The sequence below is a fragment of the Corallococcus sp. BB11-1 genome (assembly GCF_026626625.1).
Lineage (GTDB): Bacteria > Myxococcota > Myxococcia > Myxococcales > Myxococcaceae > Corallococcus > Corallococcus soli.
In genome coordinates this window covers 14,751-30,835 of sequence record NZ_JAPNJY010000044.1, presented here as the reverse complement: position 1 = coordinate 30,835, position 16,085 = coordinate 14,751, and the positions used below count along the sequence as shown (strand labels likewise).

Genomic DNA, 16,085 nt, shown 5'->3' with positions numbered 1-16,085 from the left:
CCCTGACGCCTGCCTGCGAGCATGGGGGCCTGGGGGTGGACGATGCGCGCGGACGTCGTGGTGTTGAGCCTGGCCCTGGCGCTCCTGGGATGCGCCGGGGTCGAGACCTCCGCCGGGCGAGGAGGCTCCAGGGTGCTCCGCCAGGGCTCCGCTTCGTTCTCCGAGACCTCCCGCGAGAGACGACCGGGTGTGGAGCTGGAAGACGAAGAGCTGGGGGAAGAGCGTCACCGTGAGCCGGTGCGCGTGCCGAGGGGAACGGTCATCCTTGGCGGTCGTCCCGGAGAGGTGTCGCGACAGGCGCTGGAGCTGGGCCTGCTGGATGTGGACGCCTTCGAGAAGTTGCTGGTGCGCGCGGGACTGGAGGACGTGGACGCGCTGCCGGTCCGCCGCAACCCCTTCACGCCCGACGACGCCGTCGAGGTGCTGGGGCGGCTGATGGAGAGGCCGGTGACGCTGCGCACCTTCCCGCCGCGCATGGCCGCGGGCTTTCTGCTGCGCGAGGTGCTGGAGCGAGGTGAAGTCTCCCGGGAGGAGCTGGTGCGCCGGGTGGCGCGCTTCGCCCGGGAGCAGGTGGCGGTGCTGCGGCCGGACGGGTACCTGGCGTGGGCGCTCGACGGGAGCACGCAGCAGAAGGTGGCGCCTGTCACATGGAAGGACGGGGCGTTCCGCGCGGGCCACTTCGAGCTGGGGCGCTTCTACAGCGGACGGGGCGGCGTCTTCCGCCACGTGGATGCGCGGTTGCGCGCCTCGGACTGGAGGCCCCTGGCCGAGGTGTACGACGACGCGGACGTCATCAACCGCTCGCTGGATGGCGCGGAGGACGCCTTCGTGGGGCTGTACCACGCGCTGGGGCAGGTGCTCTCGCGTCCGACGGACAGCCTCGCGGGGTTGAGACACCTGCCAGCGGGCGTGGTGGCGCTCATCGCGTCCTCGCCGGAGTACTGGGAGCGCTTCCTGCTCATGACGGCCGGGGAGCAGATTCGCGAGGTGGCGAAGCTGACGACGAACGTCCTTGTCACCTGGGGCGCGGCGTCAGCGACGACGCGCACGGTGACGGGGATGATGGCGGGTGCCGAGGCCACGGTGCCGGTGCTCTCGTTGTCCGCGGAGGGGGCGCTGGTGCTGGAGCGCATCGCGGTGCCGGTGGGGCGCGCGGCGGCGGTGTTGAGCAGTGGCCCTGGGGCGGTCATCGTCCTCCAGCGCGCCAACGCGACCACGAGCGGTGCCGCACCCTCGGCCGGACCCGGCAAGTGGGGGCCCGCCAGGGAGTCGATGTCGGAGCGCGCCCGGCGCTACCAGGAGCAGGTTTCAGGGCACTCGGCGGACGAGGCCTACTGGGTTGGCGATGTGAAGTTCGACGGCTTCACGGACGGCGTGCTACTGGAGGCCAAGGGGCCCGGTTATGCGAACAAGTTCCTCGACAACCTTGATCCCAAATCCTGGTTCAAGGACTCGGGAGCTGTCGAACTGGTCAAGCAGGCCAATCGGCAGATTTCGAGGGTGAGGGGAACGGGCATCCCCATCGAATGGCACATCGCTGAGAAGTCGGTCGCAGATGCCATCCGGAAGCTGTTCCAGGAAAACAAGATCAAGGAGATTGCTGTCATCCACACGCCAGCGCGATGAGGAGAGCCCCGTGACCGACACGTCTGTGCCCCAGAGCCAGCCTGAGACCTACTATTCCGGTGCTTATTGGGGACCCCGTAAAGAGTCGGCCGAGGAGTGTGCACGGCGCACCGCGGACTTCCTCAACCTGCTGGCTCAGTGCGATCCATTTCTGGCCCATTGGTACAAGCCGGCCCGGTCCCGCAAGGATGCGCGACAACACCCGCTCATGCCGCCAGACGTGTCCTCCCTCACCGAGTTGTTCCGGCGCGGCGTCAATCGGGAGAGCGGAGGGCCTCCCATCGAGTCGTTGGGCTACACCTTCTGGTTCGGCAACGGCGGTGGGGATTACGACAGCGCGGATCTCCGAATCCTTTGTGGTGGCCATGATGAGGCCGTTCTCAATTCGTGCGTGTTGAAGTTGCCCACGCTGGGACGTGGCGCGAACGCGGACGGGGTGCTCACCTCCCCCGTGTTGACGGGGGCGGTGAGAAGCATGGCGCTGGCTTGGGAGCCAGACTGGGCATTCGCCACTTCACACGCTTACGAGAGTCAGTCCCAGGAACCCGATTCAGCGCCATTCTCCCTGGGCTGGATCACCTACCTCTCGCGCCGCCTGGGCACGGTGCCCCCGCTGCCTGCCCCCGTGCGCATCGAGCCGGTGGAGGACAAGGGCACGCTGATCATCCTGACCCCCGAGCGCTTCACCGTGAAGAACCCGGAGCACCTCGCACTGGCCGAGCAGGTGCGGGGGCTCCTGGCCAAGGCAGGGCTGATGAAGCCCCTGGCTCCCTGAGCTTCGGGAGACGTGCTCAGGCAGTGACCTTGCGCGCCGCGCGGCGGGCCGCGATGTGGCTCCTGGGCACCGTGCATGTCAGGGGCCGGGTGAACGGATCGCATCCGGGTCGGAGCAGGGTGGATGCTGTCATGTCGCCTGCGTTCAACAGAGATGGCCGGGAGTGGAAGATGCGCACGGACTTCGTGGTGGTTGTGTGTCTGGCACTCGTGGCCGCCGGCTGCGCCGGGGTGGAGGCCTCTTCCGGGAGCGGAGGTGCGCGAGGGCTCCGGCAGCGGTCGGGCTACGCGTTGGACGGCTCCGGGGAGAGGCGCCGGAGCGCCGAGGCGGAAGGCGAAGAGCTGGGGGAAGAGCGTCACCGAGAGGCGGTGCGCGTGCCGAGGGGGACGGTCATCCTTGGCGGTCGTCCCGGAGAGGTGTCGCGACAGGCCCTGGAGCTGGGGCTGCTGGACGTGGACGCCTTCGAGAAGTTGCTGGTGCGCGCGGGGCTGGAGGACGTGGACGCGCTGCCGGTCCGCCGCAACCCCTTCACGCCCGACGACGCCGTCGAGGTGCTGGGGCGGCTGATGGAGAGGCCGGTGACGCTGCGTACCTTCCCGCCGCGCATGGCCGCGGGTTTCCTGCTGCGTGAGGTGCTGGAGCGAGGTGAAGTCTCCCGGGAGGAGCTGGTGCGCCGGGTGGCGCGCTTCGCCCGGGAGCAGGTGGCGGTGCTGCGGCCGGACGGGTACCTGGCGTGGGCACTCGACGGGAGCACGCAGCAGAAGGTGGCGCCTGTCACATGGAAGGACGGGGCGTTCCGCGCGGGCCACTTCGAACTGGGGCGCTTCTACAGCGGAAAGGGTGGCGTCTTCCGCCACGTGGATGCGCGGTTGCGCGCCTCGGACTCGAGGCCCCTGGCCGAGGTGTACGACGACGCGGACGTCATCAACCGCTCGCTGGATGGCGCGGAGGACGCCTTCGTGGGGCTGTACCACGCGCTGGGACAGGTGCTTTCGCGTCCGACGGACAGCCTCGCGGGGTTGAGACACCTGCCAGCCGGCGTGGTGGCGCTCATCGCGTCCTCGCCGGAGTACTGGGAGCGCTTCCTGCTCATGACGGCCGGAGAGCAGATTCGCGAGGTGGCGAAGCTGACGACGAACGTCCTTGTCACCTGGGGCGCGGCGTCAGCGACGACGCGCACGGTGACGGGGATGATGGCGGGTGCCGAGGCCACGGTGCCGGTGCTCTCGTTGTCCGCGGAGGGGGCGCTGGTGCTGGAGCGAATCGCGGTGCCGGTGGGGCGCGCGGCGGCGGTGTTGAGCAGTGGCCCCGGGGCGGTCATCGTCCTCCAGCGCGCCAACGCGACCACGAGCGGTGGTGCCGCACCCTCGGCCGGGCCCGGCAAGTGGGGGCCTGCCAGGGAGTCAATGTCGGAGCGCGCCCGGCGCTACCAGGAGCAGGTTTCAGGGCACTCGGCGGACGAGGCCTACTGGGTCGGTGGCGTGAAGTTCGATGGCTTCACGGAGGGCATCCTCCTGGAGGCCAAGGGGCCCGGCTATGCGGACAAGTTCCTCGACAACCTTACGCCCAAGGCCTGGTTCGAGATGTCGGGAGCGAAGGCCCTTGTCGAGCAGGCTCAGCGACAGCTCCGGGCCTCCTTCGGCACGGGAAGCCGCATCCGGTGGCACGTCGCGGAGCAGAAGACGGCCGAGGCCATTCGGGACCTTCTGCGGGGGAGGGGCATCACGGAAATTGAAGTCGTCTTCACTCCTCCACTACCTTGAGGCGAGGCCTCACATGACCGAAACCATCTACGCGGGTTCCTACTGGGGAGCGCGACAGGAGTCCGCGGAGGCGTGTGCGCTGCGCATGGAAGTGCTCCTGACGAGCCTGGCCAACGTCGACCCCGGTTTCGTCCAGTGGTTCCAACAGGGCAGGTCTCGCAATGCCGCGCTTCAACGCCCCATCGAGCCAAGAGCGACTGCCCTCGAAAAGCTGTTTCGCCGAGGCCAGGACCGAGTGTTTGAAGACCTCGGCTTCCGGATGAGTGGTTGGAATGGCGCGAGCGATGACCGCGACGCCAGTGGCTTCGACGTCACCTGTGGGGGGCACTCCCAGGCGACAGGCAACTTCTGTGTCTTCAATCTCCCCAGCCAGGGAACGCATTCGGAGCGTGTGCTGTCCACGCCTGTACTTGGCGGGCTCGTTCGGAGCATGGCGGTCGCCTGGGAGCCGGAATGGGCGATCGCGACCTCTTCGGCGCACCGAAACATGGTGACCGACAACCCCAAGCCCGGAACCTTTGTCGGCTGGGTCATGTACCTGGCCCGGGTCCGCGGCACCGTGCCCCCGCTGCCTGCCCCCGTGCGCATCGAGCCGGTGGAGGACAAGGGCACGCTGATCATCCTGACCCCCGAGCGCTTCACCGTGAAGAACCCGGAGCACCTCGCGCTGGCCGAGCAGGTGCGGGGGCTCCTGGCCCAGGCAGGGCTGATGAAGCCCCTGGCTCCCTGAGCTACGGGAGACGCGCTCAGGCGGTGGCCTTGCGCGCCGCCCGGCGGGCCGCGATGCGCTCCTGGACGCCGTGCACCAGCGCGTAGAACGTGGGCAGGGCCAGCAGCGTGAAGAGGGTGGAGGTCACGAGCCCTCCCACCATCACCACCGCCAGCGGCCGTTCGATCTCCGTGCCGTGCAGCGGCAGCACCAGCAGGGGCAGCAGGCCGAGGATCGCCGTGCCCGCCGTCATCAGCTTGGGCCTCACCCGGCCCAGGCTCGCTTCACGCACGGCCTCCGGGAAGGGCTTGCCCCGCGCAAGCAGGTCCTTCGTCTGCGACACGAGCACCAGGCCGTTCTGCACCGCGATGCCGAACAGGCCGATGAGGCCCACGAGGCTGGACACGTTCCACGTCTCTCCGGCGATGAGCAGCGCCAGGATGCCGCCCACGAACGCATCCGGCAGTGTCGCCAGGATGACCAGCGCCTCCGCCACCGAATCCAGCGCCAGGTACAGCAGGACGAACACCGCCAGCAGCGCCACCGCGATGGCCACCATCAGTGACTGCGCCGCGCGCTCCTGGCTCTCCACCTTGCCGCCCACGTCCACGAAGTAGCCCGTGGGCAGCTTCAGCTGCGTGTCCAGCACCTCGCGCAGCTCCGCCGCCGTGCCGCCCAGGTCCCGGCCGGACACGCCCGCCTCCACCGCGATGCGCCGGCTGCCCGCTTCCCTCCGCACGCTGCCCGCGCCGAACGTCTCTTCAATCGTCGCCAGCTGGCCCAGCGGGATGCGCGTGCCGTCGTGCCCGTCCACCAGCAGGTTGCGCAGCGCATTCACGTCCCCCCGGCGATGATCCGCCAGCTTCAGCACCAGGTCGTAGCGCCGCTGTCCCTTCCAGATCTGCGCGGCCTCCTCGCCCACCAATCCCACGCGCACCGCCTTGATGACGTCCCCGGGCGTCAGCCCCACCCGGGCCACCGCGGCGCGGTTCACCTGGATGCGCAGCTGCGGCAGCCCGCTCAGCTTCTCCACCCGCAGGTCCTCCACGCCCTCCACCTTCGCCATCAGCGCGCGCGTGCGCTCCGCGAGCGACGCCAGCGTGTCCAGGTCCGGCCCGAAGATGCGCACGGACAGGTCCGCCGGACTGCCGCCCAGCCCCTCGTCGATGCGCATCCCCAGCGGCGTGGTGAAGAGCGCGGACACGCCCGGCACCTTGCCCACCGCCTCCCGCATCCGGGCCTCCAGCGCCTCCCGGTTTCCGACGACGTCCTTCTTCAGCACCACCAGCACGTCGGAGAGGGTGTGCGGCATCGGGTCCTCGGTGCGCTCGGCGCGGCCCGTGCGGCGCACCACGTCGTCCACCTCCGGGAACTCCCGCAGCACGTCCTCCACCCGGTGGTTGAGCCGGTCCACCTCGTCCAGCGACGCCTCCGGCGGCAGCACCGTCTGGAGCAGGAAGGCGCCCTCGTCCAACCGGGGCATGAAGTCGCTGCCCACCATGAACGCCAGCCCCAACGCGGGCACCGTGATGGCCAGCGCCACCACGCGCACCAGTCCTGCCCGCCGCATGCAGGCATCCAGCAGCGGCGCGTAGACGGCCTTCGCCTTGCGGATGATCCACACGTCCTCCGGCTCGCCCTCGCGCGGGGCCCGCAGGAGGAGCCCCGACACCACGGGCACCAGCGTGAGCGCCAGCGCGAGCGACGCGGCCAGGCACGCCACCACCGCCGCCGCGAGCGGCTGGTACATGCGGCCCTCGATGCCCGTCATCGCGAACAGCGGGATGAACACCGACACGACGATGAGCGTGGCGAAGGCGATGGGCCGCCCCACCTCCAGCGCCGCGTGCAGCGCCTCGTCGCGCACCGCGCGGCGGCCCTTGCCCTCGCGCAGGTCGTGGATGACGTTCTCCACCACGATGATGGCCGCGTCCACCAGCAGGCCCACCGCGATGGCCAGCCCTCCCAGCGTCATCGTGTTCAACCCGACGCCCGCCGCCTTCAGCAGCAGCCCCGCCAGCGACAGCGACAGGGGCAGGGTGAGCGTGACGATGAGCGCCGCCCTCCAGTCCCCCAGCATGAGGAAGAGCACCAGCACCACCAGGAACGCGCCCAGCAGGATGGCCCGGCCCACGCCCCCCAGCGCGGAGCCCACCAGCTCCGACTGATCGTAGACGACGCGCAGCTGCACCCCCGGCGGCAGCGAGCGGCGCAGCTCCTCGATGGCCGCGCGCACCCCCTGCGTCACCCGCACCGTGTCCGCGCCGAACTGCTTGCTCACGCGGCAGCTCACCACCTCGCCCTTGAGCCGGTGGGCAAGGCCCCGCCGGGGCGCCGGGGCCTCGCGCACGTCCGCCACGTCCCCCAGCAGCACCGGCGTGTCGGCGCGCAGCGCGACCACGGTGTTGTTCAGGTCCTCCACCGTCTCCGCGCGGCCCATGGCGCGCACGGTCCACTCCATGGGGCCCTGCACCACGAAGCCCCCGGAGGCGTTGATGCTGGCGCCCTCCAGGCCGTGCTGCACGTCGTTGAGCGTGATGCCTCGCGCGACGAGCTGATCCGGATCCAACAACACCTGGAACTGGCGCAGGTAGCCGCCCAGCCGCTCCACGCCCGCGACCCCGGGCACCGCGAGCAGCCGGTTCTTGATGTCGAACTCCGCCAGGTCCCGGAGCGTCATCAGGTCCGCGCTGCCGGGCTCCGCCTCCAGCGTGAACTCGAAGACTTCATTCAGCCGTCCGGTGAGGCTGGACACGAGCGGCGCGTCGGTGCCGGCCGGCAGCTCCGCCTGCGCCTGGGCCACCCGCTCCACGATGTACTGGCGGCTGCGGAAGTAGTCCGCGTCCGGTTCGAACTCCACCGTCACCTGCGTGACGCCCAGCTGGGAGGTGGAGCGGATGCGGCGCACGTCGGGCAGGCCCGCCAGCGCCACCTCCATGGGGATGGCCACGGAGGTCTCCAGCTCCTCGGCGCCCATGGCCGGGTTCTGCACGATGATGTTGAAGATGGGCGCGGACAGGTCCGGGAACACGTCCTGCCGCAGGTTCTTCAACGCCACCGCGCCAAACGCCGCCAGCGCCAGGACGAGCACCACCGTCAAACCGGGACGGGCGAACGACGCGGTGAGGATGCGCCCCGTCAGCGATGCGCGGGGATCAGTGGCCATGGTCGTCGCCCCCGCCCCTGGACTTCTCCACCTCGGCCTTGAGCAGGAAGGCGCCGTCCACCACCACCTGCTCTCCGACGGAAAGCCCCGACAGCACCTCCACCAGCGCGCCCACGCTGCGCCCCCGGCCCACCTCGCGCTGCTCGAAGACGCCGGGCTCCTTCATGGGGATGAAGGCCACCCAGCCGTTCTCCAGCCGCTGGAGCGCCGCCGCCGGCACCGCCGTGAGCGTGGCGTTCGAATCCCCCAGCGGCACGGACGCCGTCGCGGACATGCCCGGCCGCAACAGCCCCTTGCTGTTGTCCAGCTCCAGGCGGACGGGGATGGTCCGGCTGGAGGGGTCCACCTGCTGACCCACGTGGCCCACCTTCGCGGGGAACTCCTGGCCCGGGAACGCGGCGAAGGTGACGCGCGCCTCGGTGCCGGGCTTCAGGCGCACCGCGTCCCGCTCGAACGCGTGCGCGATGAGCCACAGCGACGACAGGTCCCCGATGCGGAAGAGCGGCTGGGAGGGGTCCGCCATCTGCCCCAGCCGCGCCGCGCGCTCGATGACCGTCCCATCGATGGGGGCCTTGAGCACGAAGTTCGGGGCGCCGTCGCTGGAGGCGCCGCTGGCGCCCAGGGACGTCAGGGAGGCCTTCGCGGCGGCGACCTCCGCCTCCGACGCGGCGGCCTCCGCTTCGGCGGCCTGCACGTCCTTGCGCGCGACGATGCGCTCGTCGGCGAGCAGGCGCTTGCGGTCCGCGGCCTGCCTCGCGGCGGTGGCGCGGGCCTGGGCGGCCTGGAGCTCCGCGCGGGCCCGGCCCAGCGCCGGACTCTGGAGGTCCGCCAGCCGCTGGCCCTGCTTCACCGCCTGGCCCGTGGTGACGACGACGGCGGCCACCCGCGCGGGCACCGGCGTGGACACCTCCGCGTAGGCGTCCTCGCTGAAGGTCAGCTCCCCCAGCACGGTGACGCTCTCCCCACCGGGGCGGGCCTCCACCTTCGCGGTGGTGACGCGCAGGTCCCGGAGCATCTCCTGGGGGATGTGCACGTGGACCTCGTCCTCGGGCTCGTCGTGGGACTTCGACGGGGCCGCGGGGTCGTGTCCCTCCTCGTGCGCGTCGTCGTGTCCAGGCTTGTTGGCCTTGCAGGAGGCGAGGCCCACGACGAGGACGGTCAGCAGCAGCAGGGGGGACTTCATGGCGTGACTCCCTGTTCCATCGCGTATCGCACCCGGGCAAGGGCGAGCTCCAGCAGGCTGTCCAGCCACGCCGTCCGCGCCTCCAGCGTGTCGCGGCGGATGAGCATGAAGCCCGCGAGATCCAGCTCCCCGGCGTCGTAGGAGCGCCGCGCGAGCGTTTCATTGTCGGTGAGCAGCGGCAGCGCTTCGGTCTCCAGCAGCTCCAGCGCTTCCAGGCGCGCGCTGTAGCGGTGTCCCGCCACGGAGATCTGGTTCGATACGGCCAGTCGCGCGACCTTCAGCAAACCCGTGATGCGGCCTTCCTCGGCCTCTGCCCTGGCGCGCGCCTCCTGCCCCCGGCTGAAGACGGGCAGCGGCACGCTGAGGGTTCCCAGGAGGGCCGTCTCGGCCGCCTCGCGCTGGTAGCGCACGCCCAGGGTCACGTCCGGCAGCGCCTCGCGCCGACCCAGGCTGGCGGTGGCCCGGGCCTGCGTGTGTTCCTCCTCCAGGGCCGTGAGGTCCGCGCGCTCCAGCGTCTTGCCCCCGGGCCTGGGGAGCGGCGCCAGCGCGAGCGTCCTCAGGTCACCCTGGACGCCAGGAACCTCTGGGATGGAGGCCCCCCCCAGCAGGGCGCGCAGCTCCGACATCAAGGCCTCCGCCTCTCCCCTGGCGAGCGTCTCCTCCGCCCGGGCCCGCGCCCGGGCGACCCGCGCCACGTTGACGTCCACCACCGGCACGTCCCCGGCTTCGAAGCGGCGCTCGGTGGCGTGGACGGTGTCGTGCAATGCCACCACGGAGGCACCCGCCAGCTTCACGCGCTCCTGGGCGTGGAGCACGCGCAGGAAGCACGCGGCCACCTCGCCCAGGGTGAGCCGTTCGGCGTCGCGCAGCGCGGCCTCCTCGCGTGAGAGGCCCGCCCGCGCGGCCTCCCGGCGCAGGCCCTGCTGGCCGCCAATCTCCAAAGGCTGCGAAAGTCCCACCGCGAGGTCCAACCCCCGCGCGCCCGTGACGAGCCGCCGTGGACCCGCCTGGACGTCGAGCTGTGGATTGCCGCGCAGCAGCGGCGCGGCGCCCGCCACCGCCCCCCTGGCGGCCTGGACATGGGCGCGGGCCTCCATCAGGGCGGGGGCCCGCTCCCGGGCCAGGGCCAGGGTTGCTTCGAAGGTGAGGACGGGACCTCGCCGCAGCGGTTGGATGCTGAGCGAAGGGGCCGAGGACGCGCCAGCAGGGCACGTCACGAGCAGGGCGGCGGCGAGCCCGAAGGCGGCCGTCGCGGAGCGGGTGGACACGGGAGGGACCTTTGGACAGGCGGGCACCGCGCGCCAGCGGTCCCGGTCTGGGGCCGGGCACACCGGGGGCGGAGCGCGTGCGGAAGACGACGGACGCGGGGCCTAGACCAGGGAGGCTATCGGGACGTGCTGGATGTCATCCGCTTCAGCGGATGACGGTTCGGCGTCCTCGAGCGTGATGCGACAGGCGCGGGGTGGGGGAATCACGAAGCCCGGCGGCGCGGCGGCGACGGCCAGGGGCTTCACGTGGCTGCAACAGGCGCAGTCCACGCAGGTGGGTGCGCACTGTCCATGGGCGTCGTCATCCGAGCACCCCGTGACACAGATTTCCGACGGCGCCGGTCCGAAGACGTGCGCGAGCCCGCCTCCCGCCGGAGCGAGGATCATCAGGCAGATGAAGAGCCAGAGTCGGAGCACCGGGCAGCTTCCTAGCACGGCCCGGCGCGACTTCACACACAGGCAGGCGCGGGAGCGCTCCGAAGCAACGCTTCAGGAGCGCCCGCCAGCACCCGGTCCGTCTCAGGTGCCAATGCCCTTGCGCAGCCGGTTCCAGTCGAAGTTGGCCGCCGGGTCGTCCTTGCGGCCCTTGGGCACCGCGATGTCCTTGTGCCCGAGGATGTTGCCCGCCGGCACCTTGTACTCCTGCTTGAGGTAGCCCACGAGCTGCGTCAGGGACTTGTACTGGGCCTCCGTGAAGGCCGTCTTGCCGCTGCCGTCGTTGACGATCTCGATGCCGATGGAGCGCGCGTTCATGTCCGTGGGCACGCCATGGAGCGCGGACTTGCCCGCGTGCCAGGAGCGCTTCTCGTCACCGACGAGCTGGTAGATCTTCCCGTCCGTGTCCAGCATGTAGTTGGCGGACACCTTGCTCTGCGGATTGCGCATCCACGCCAGGTCGCCCTTGCCGTTGTTGGTGCCGGTGTGGTGCAGGATGATGGCGTCGATGTCCGTGCCGTTGCGCGAGTCCGAGTTGGGCGACGGCGTGTTGATGACCTCCGGCTTGGTGAACTTCCCCGGCTGGGTGGGCGTCGTCGGCGTCGTGGGCTTCGCCAGCGCCTTCTTCAGCGCCGCGGCCGTCTGCTCGCCGTAGAAGCCGGTGGTGGGCAGCTTCTGGTCGCCCTGGAACTTCTTCACCGCCGCTTCCGTCTGCGCCCCGAACGTGCCCGGGCCCGACGCCACCTGCGCCTTCGTCAGGTAGCCCAGCTTCTGCAGGCCGTCCTGGAGCTGCTTCACCTTCGGACCGCTGTCTCCCTTGCGCAGCCCGGCGGGCGGCGCCGTGACCGCGGGGGCCGTGGCCGCCGTCCGCGGGGTCGCGGCGGGCGTGAAGCTGGAGGAAGAAGGGCGGATGCTCATGGCGGAAAATCCCAGTAGAAGTGGACAACTGTGACTGTGGCGATTATCGCGAGTCAGGGCCCGGGAGTTGTGTGTCGGCGCCACAAAGAGAACAGCCCCGGGGGCCACGGACGTGCCGGGCACCGGGGCCGCGGAGGAGGGCGTGTCGCGCCGGACGCGTCAGGAGCCGGTGGCGCGGCGCGGCAGCTCGGAGAGGCCCGGCGGGTCGCCGTGCACCAGCGAGTAGGGGTCGAGCGGATCCCCGCCCAGCCCCTCCAGGGTCACCCAGGTGCCCAGCCCCATGCGCCGCGCGTACTCCAGCAGCATGCGCGTGACGACCTGATCCTCCAGCGCGTGGCCGGTGGAGTCGAACACCGTGTTGCGCTCGCGCCAGCCCTGGAACTCCTCTGGCTGCTGCACCACCGTGGCCAGGTCCGGGCCAATCTGATCCGGGTGGAGCTGCTGGCACTCGCCCTCCAGCCGCGCCTGGCCGGGCAGATCCGGGCACACGAGGCTGCGGCGCAGCAGCGCCAGCGGCAGCTCCGTCTTGCCCGGACGATCCGCGCCCACCGCGTTGATGTGCGCATGCGGCTTGAGCGCGTGGCCGGAGATCACCGGCCCGGAGCCCGGGGCCACGGTCGTCGCGGTGCAGAGGATGTCCGAGCGCGACTCCAGATCCGCCAGCAGGGTGGGGCGCACGTCCAGCCCCAGGAACGCCACGCGCCGCACGAAGGAGCGCGCCGCTTCCGGATCCACGTCGTGCACCAGCACCTGCTCCAGCCGGAACACGCGGCTGAGCGCGTGCAGTTGGGTGACGGCCTGCGCGCCACAGCCCACCAGCCCCAGCACCTTGCTGTCCGCAGACGCGAGGCACCGGCTGGCCACGGCCGACGCCGCCCCGGTGCGCAGCGCGGTGGCGAACACCCCGTCCATCACCGCCATCAGGTGGCCCGTGCGCGCGTCGTACAGGCTGTGCGTCGCGATGAGCGTGGGCAGCCCCGCGTCCAGGACGTTGGCGGGGCAGGAGCCCACGACCTTCATCGTCAGGGTCTCGCCCCGCCGCAGGACGGGCATCCACTCGAGCGCTCCCAGGGGACGCGCCTCCGCCGTGAGGGAGAAGCCCTCGCGCTTGTGCACCTGGGTGACGGAGTCGTCCAGCTCCCGCAGCGCCACGGTAAGCGACTGGATGAGCTCATCCATCAAGGCATTCAGGCCCACGCCCGCCACGATGGCGCGCAGGTCGGTGGGACTGATGAGGAGCGTGCGAGGAGCCGGGGCCGTCATGTGTCGAGACTTTACGCCCCTGCCAGGAATTGCAACCTGCCATTGATGAGCAGGAATTCCTGCCTCGCTGTGTCTTTTGAATACAGGTGCAGAGGGTAGGGAACAAGGCGGAGCCCGGGGGCTGTTGGACTTGCGCTCCGCCACCCGAGCACACTTCCCCAACGCCCGAGGGACAACCTCCGTGATGCACCCTGGTCCCAGGACTCCCCTGCTCAGCGCCGTTTCCGACCTGCTCGCGGCCCGCACGTCCTCGCCTTCGAACGAAGTCCGCCGCGCCCGTGTGCTGTTGGTGGACGACGTCCCGGCGAACCTGCTGGCGCTGGAGGGCATCCTGGAACCGTTGGGGCAGCAGCTGGTGTCGGTGCGCTCGGGCGACGAGGCGCTCAAGGCGCTGCTGCTGGACGAGTACGCGTGCGTGCTCATGGACGTGCAGATGCCGGGGCTGGACGGGCTGGAGACGGCGAAGCTGGTGCGCTCGCGGGAGCGCACGAAGCACCTGCCCATCCTCTTCATCACCGCGCTCAGCCGCGAGACGGCCTACATCACCCGGGGCTATGAGACTGGCGCGGTGGACTTCCTGCTCAAGCCCGTGGATCCGGACATCCTGCGCGCGAAGGTGTCGGTGTTCGTGGAGCTGTACCTCCGGGGCGAACAGCTGCGGCAGCAGGCGCTGGAGCTGGCGGAGCGGCGGCGCGTGGAGGACGAGCTGCTGCGCGCGGCGGAGCTGGAGCAGCAGCTGGTGGGCATCGTGGGACACGACATCCGTTCGCCCCTGGCCGCCATCCTCACCACCGCCAGCCTCCAGCTTGCGCGCGAGGCGCTGCCGGAGGGCCAGCGCAAGGCCTTCGAGCGGGTGGTCCGGGGCGGCGAGCGCATCCAGCGCATCGTGGACCAGCTGCTGGACTTCACGCGCGCCCGGCTGGGCGGCGGCATCCCGGTGGTGCCGCGTCCGGGCGACCTGAACGAGCTGTGCTGCAAGGTGGCGGACGAGCTGCGCGCGGCGCGCCCCGACCGCGCCATCGTCTGTGAATTCACCCGCGACAATCTCCCGGGCACGTGGGACCTGGACCGGCTGGCGCAGGTGCTGGCCAACCTCCTGGACAACGCCCTGAAGTACAGCCCCGGCGACAGCCAGGTGCGCATCCGCACGTCCGAACAGGGCGAGCACACCGTCCACGTGGAGGTGCACAACGGCGGGGCGCCCATCCCCACGCACGTGCGCTCCACGCTGTTCCAGCCCTTGCGCCGGGGCGTCGACACGGACGGCCGCGAGAGCCTGGGCCTGGGCCTCTACATCGCGCACAGCATCGTGGAGGCGCATGGAGGGACCCTCCGGGTCGAATCCACCCTGGAGGCGGGCACCACGTTCTTCCTGTGCCTGCCGCGTCAGGCCCTGGGCGACGCGCGCCGCCTCTCCGCCTGCGCTGAAGCCGCGCGGCCGGAATCGCTGACCGCCTGAAAAGACAAGTCCCGTCGCGTCAGGAGGATTTTGCAGTGCTGGCTGATTACTTCAGCCAAAGGCATACAACTATCCGCCCTGATGAAAACCTCTCAAACTCTCAGCGAACGTCTGGGCACTTTGCTACAATGCCAGACGTCCGGGAGGTGAGGTGCCCCCGGGCGTACATGTCCGCTTTGGGGAGGGTGCGAGACAATGACGACCGACAACTCGATGTGGATTCCCGTGGATGGAAGCGACCCGATGAGGGCGTGGATCCGTCGTCCTGCATCCGGGAGTGGTCCGGCGTTGGTGGTGCTGATGGTGGAGGCGTTCGAGGGGAACGACCACCTGAAGCACATGACCGAACACTTCGCGGAAGAGGGTTACGTGGTGGTGGCGCCGGACCTCGCGTCGAGGGGGGAGCCGGAGGAAGCGGATTTGAAGGCGGTGGTGGCCTACGCGCGGGCGCTGCCGGAAGTGACGGGCCTGAAGGGCAAGAAGCAGGTGGGCGCGCTGGGCTTCGGACTGGGCGGCACGCTGGCCGCGCAGCTCGCGGTGCACGGCCAGGTGGACTGCGCGGTGGCCTACTGCGCCCCGGGGATGGAGGACGTGCTCGCGGAGGCCGGGCCTGACGCGTCCCCGGTGGTGCTCAACTTCGCGGAGTGGGACGGCTTCGTGCCCCCGTCCGCGGTGGCGCGCGTGCGCCAGCACGTCACGCCCGACGTGGAGCTGTACGTGTACCCGGGGGTGCGGCACGGCTTCTTCCGCGAGGGGTCGCCGGCGTACCACCGGCCCTCGCAGATGATGGCCCACACCCGCACCATGGCGCTCCTGCGCCGCACCATGGGCCCCCGCTACGATCTGTCCACGCTGTGGGACCGGCACACGGAGCTGGAGTTCGCCGTCCGGGACGCCGACGCGACGATGGCCACCATGGTGGCGCACCCGTACGTCAACAGCGTGCCGGTGATGACGGGCGGTGTGGGTGCCAACTACCTGCACCGCTTCTACGAGAACCACTTCATCCACGCGAACCCGAAGGACACGAAGATGATCCCGCTGTCACGCACCGTGGGTGCGGACCGCGTGGTGGACGAGTTCATCTTCTGCTTCACCCACGACGTGGAGATGGACTGGATGCTCCCGGGCATCGCGCCCACCGGCAAGTACGTGGAGGTGCCCCTGGTCGCGGTGGTGAACTTCCGCGGAGACAAGCTCTACCACGAGCACATCTACTGGGATCAGGCGACGGTGCTGGTGCAGCTGGGCCTGCTCGACCCCCAGGGCCTGCCCGTCTCCGGCGCGGAGTCCGCGCGCAAGCTGCTGGATGAGACCCTGCCCTCCAACACCCTGATGGAGAAGTGGGACGAAAGCGCGCCCACGAAGCGCCAGGCCGGCTGAGGAAGTGGGGTGACGCCCGCGCCCCGGGGTGGTGTCTACCCAGGGCGCGGTGTCTGACTTTCACGCCGGAAGACGCGCGGGGGCATTGCGCGGGCTCTCCAGGGGTGTTCACAATGAGGCACCTCACTGGATAGTCC

At 70.5% G+C, this 16,085-nt stretch carries 12 protein-coding genes; 6 read left to right on the top strand and 6 right to left on the bottom strand.

Going from position 1 to position 16,085, the window contains the following annotated elements:
* Window positions 1-42 precede the first annotated feature (42 nt).
* The 4 genes from OV207_RS37715 to OV207_RS36540 all read left to right on the top strand — a co-directional run bounded on the left by OV207_RS37715 (window position 43) and on the right by OV207_RS36540 (window position 4,894).
* Window positions 43-1,626 carry a Tox-REase-5 domain-containing protein gene (locus OV207_RS37715; protein WP_324291598.1) on the top strand — a complete coding sequence of 528 codons (1,584 nt, stop codon included), beginning with the start codon at window positions 43-45 and terminating at the stop codon, window positions 1,624-1,626.
* Between the two features lie 10 nt (window positions 1,627-1,636).
* Window positions 1,637-2,401 carry an immunity 52 family protein gene (locus OV207_RS36555; protein WP_267559705.1) on the top strand — a complete coding sequence of 255 codons (765 nt, stop codon included), beginning with the start codon at window positions 1,637-1,639 and terminating at the stop codon, window positions 2,399-2,401.
* A 131-nt stretch (window positions 2,402-2,532) separates the two neighbouring features.
* Window positions 2,533-4,164: a Tox-REase-5 domain-containing protein gene (locus OV207_RS37710; protein WP_324291597.1), complete on the top strand. Its 1,632-nt coding sequence runs from the start codon at window positions 2,533-2,535 to the stop codon at window positions 4,162-4,164.
* A gap of 13 nt (window positions 4,165-4,177) precedes the next feature.
* A complete protein-coding gene (locus OV207_RS36540) occupies window positions 4,178-4,894 on the top strand; it encodes an immunity 52 family protein (protein ID WP_267559704.1) in 717 nt (238 codons plus the stop codon).
* Window positions 4,895-4,910: 16 nt separating this feature from the next.
* Here OV207_RS36540 and OV207_RS36535 read toward each other — a convergent pair whose 3' ends face one another.
* From OV207_RS36535 to OV207_RS36510, 6 genes are all read right to left on the bottom strand, one after another.
* Entirely contained in the window at window positions 4,911-8,039 is a 3,129-nt protein-coding gene (locus tag OV207_RS36535; protein WP_267559703.1) for an efflux RND transporter permease subunit, read from the bottom strand.
* On the bottom strand, window positions 8,029-9,222 hold the full coding sequence (locus OV207_RS36530) for an efflux RND transporter periplasmic adaptor subunit (protein ID WP_267559702.1): 1,194 nt from the start codon (window positions 9,220-9,222) through the stop codon (window positions 8,029-8,031). Before OV207_RS36530 ends, OV207_RS36535 begins: the two co-directional genes overlap by 11 nt.
* Complete coding sequence (locus OV207_RS36525; RefSeq protein ID WP_267559701.1) at window positions 9,219-10,490, bottom strand: TolC family protein; 1,272 nt, start codon at window positions 10,488-10,490, stop codon at window positions 9,219-9,221. The genes OV207_RS36530 and OV207_RS36525 overlap by 4 nt, the downstream gene beginning before the upstream one ends.
* 102 nt (window positions 10,491-10,592) lie before the next feature.
* Window positions 10,593-10,907, bottom strand: coding sequence for a hypothetical protein (locus OV207_RS36520; protein ID WP_193429593.1), 315 nt, complete (start codon window positions 10,905-10,907; stop codon window positions 10,593-10,595).
* 102 nt (window positions 10,908-11,009) lie between these two features.
* Window positions 11,010-11,843 carry an N-acetylmuramoyl-L-alanine amidase gene (locus tag OV207_RS36515; protein ID WP_267559700.1) on the bottom strand — a complete coding sequence of 278 codons (834 nt, stop codon included), beginning with the start codon at window positions 11,841-11,843 and terminating at the stop codon, window positions 11,010-11,012.
* 159 nt (window positions 11,844-12,002) lie between these two features.
* Complete coding sequence (locus OV207_RS36510; protein ID WP_267559699.1) at window positions 12,003-13,106, bottom strand: ornithine cyclodeaminase family protein; 1,104 nt, start codon at window positions 13,104-13,106, stop codon at window positions 12,003-12,005.
* 184 nt (window positions 13,107-13,290) lie between these two features.
* Here OV207_RS36510 and OV207_RS36505 point away from each other — a divergent pair, with 184 nt between their 5' ends.
* The gene (locus tag OV207_RS36505; RefSeq protein WP_267559698.1) at window positions 13,291-14,565 is read left to right on the top strand and encodes a hybrid sensor histidine kinase/response regulator; all 1,275 of its coding nucleotides are present in this window, start codon (window positions 13,291-13,293) and stop codon (window positions 14,563-14,565) included.
* A gap of 195 nt (window positions 14,566-14,760) precedes the next feature.
* Window positions 14,761-15,948, top strand: coding sequence for an alpha/beta fold hydrolase (locus OV207_RS36500; protein WP_193429597.1), 1,188 nt, complete (start codon window positions 14,761-14,763; stop codon window positions 15,946-15,948).
* The last annotated feature ends 137 nt before the right edge of the window (window positions 15,949-16,085 follow it).

What these genes read in the sequence shown, in the direction of transcription:
- OV207_RS37715 (WP_324291598.1), top strand. Translation starts at nt 43, where the DNA reads ATGCGCGCGGACGTCGTGGTGTTGAGCCTGGCCCTGGCGCTCCTGGGA.
- OV207_RS37710 (WP_324291597.1), top strand. Translation starts at nt 2,533, where the DNA reads ATGTCGCCTGCGTTCAACAGAGATGGCCGGGAGTGGAAGATGCGCACG.
- OV207_RS36540 (WP_267559704.1), top strand. Translation starts at nt 4,178, where the DNA reads ATGACCGAAACCATCTACGCGGGTTCCTACTGGGGAGCGCGACAGGAG.
- OV207_RS36535 (WP_267559703.1), bottom strand. Translation starts at nt 8,039, where the DNA reads ATGGCCACTGATCCCCGCGCATCGCTGACGGGGCGCATCCTCACCGCG.
- OV207_RS36530 (WP_267559702.1), bottom strand. Translation starts at nt 9,222, where the DNA reads ATGAAGTCCCCCCTGCTGCTGCTGACCGTCCTCGTCGTGGGCCTCGCC.
- OV207_RS36515 (WP_267559700.1), bottom strand. Translation starts at nt 11,843, where the DNA reads ATGAGCATCCGCCCTTCTTCCTCCAGCTTCACGCCCGCCGCGACCCCG.
- OV207_RS36510 (WP_267559699.1), bottom strand. Translation starts at nt 13,106, where the DNA reads ATGACGGCCCCGGCTCCTCGCACGCTCCTCATCAGTCCCACCGACCTG.
- OV207_RS36505 (WP_267559698.1), top strand. Translation starts at nt 13,291, where the DNA reads ATGCACCCTGGTCCCAGGACTCCCCTGCTCAGCGCCGTTTCCGACCTG.
- OV207_RS36500 (WP_193429597.1), top strand. Translation starts at nt 14,761, where the DNA reads ATGACGACCGACAACTCGATGTGGATTCCCGTGGATGGAAGCGACCCG.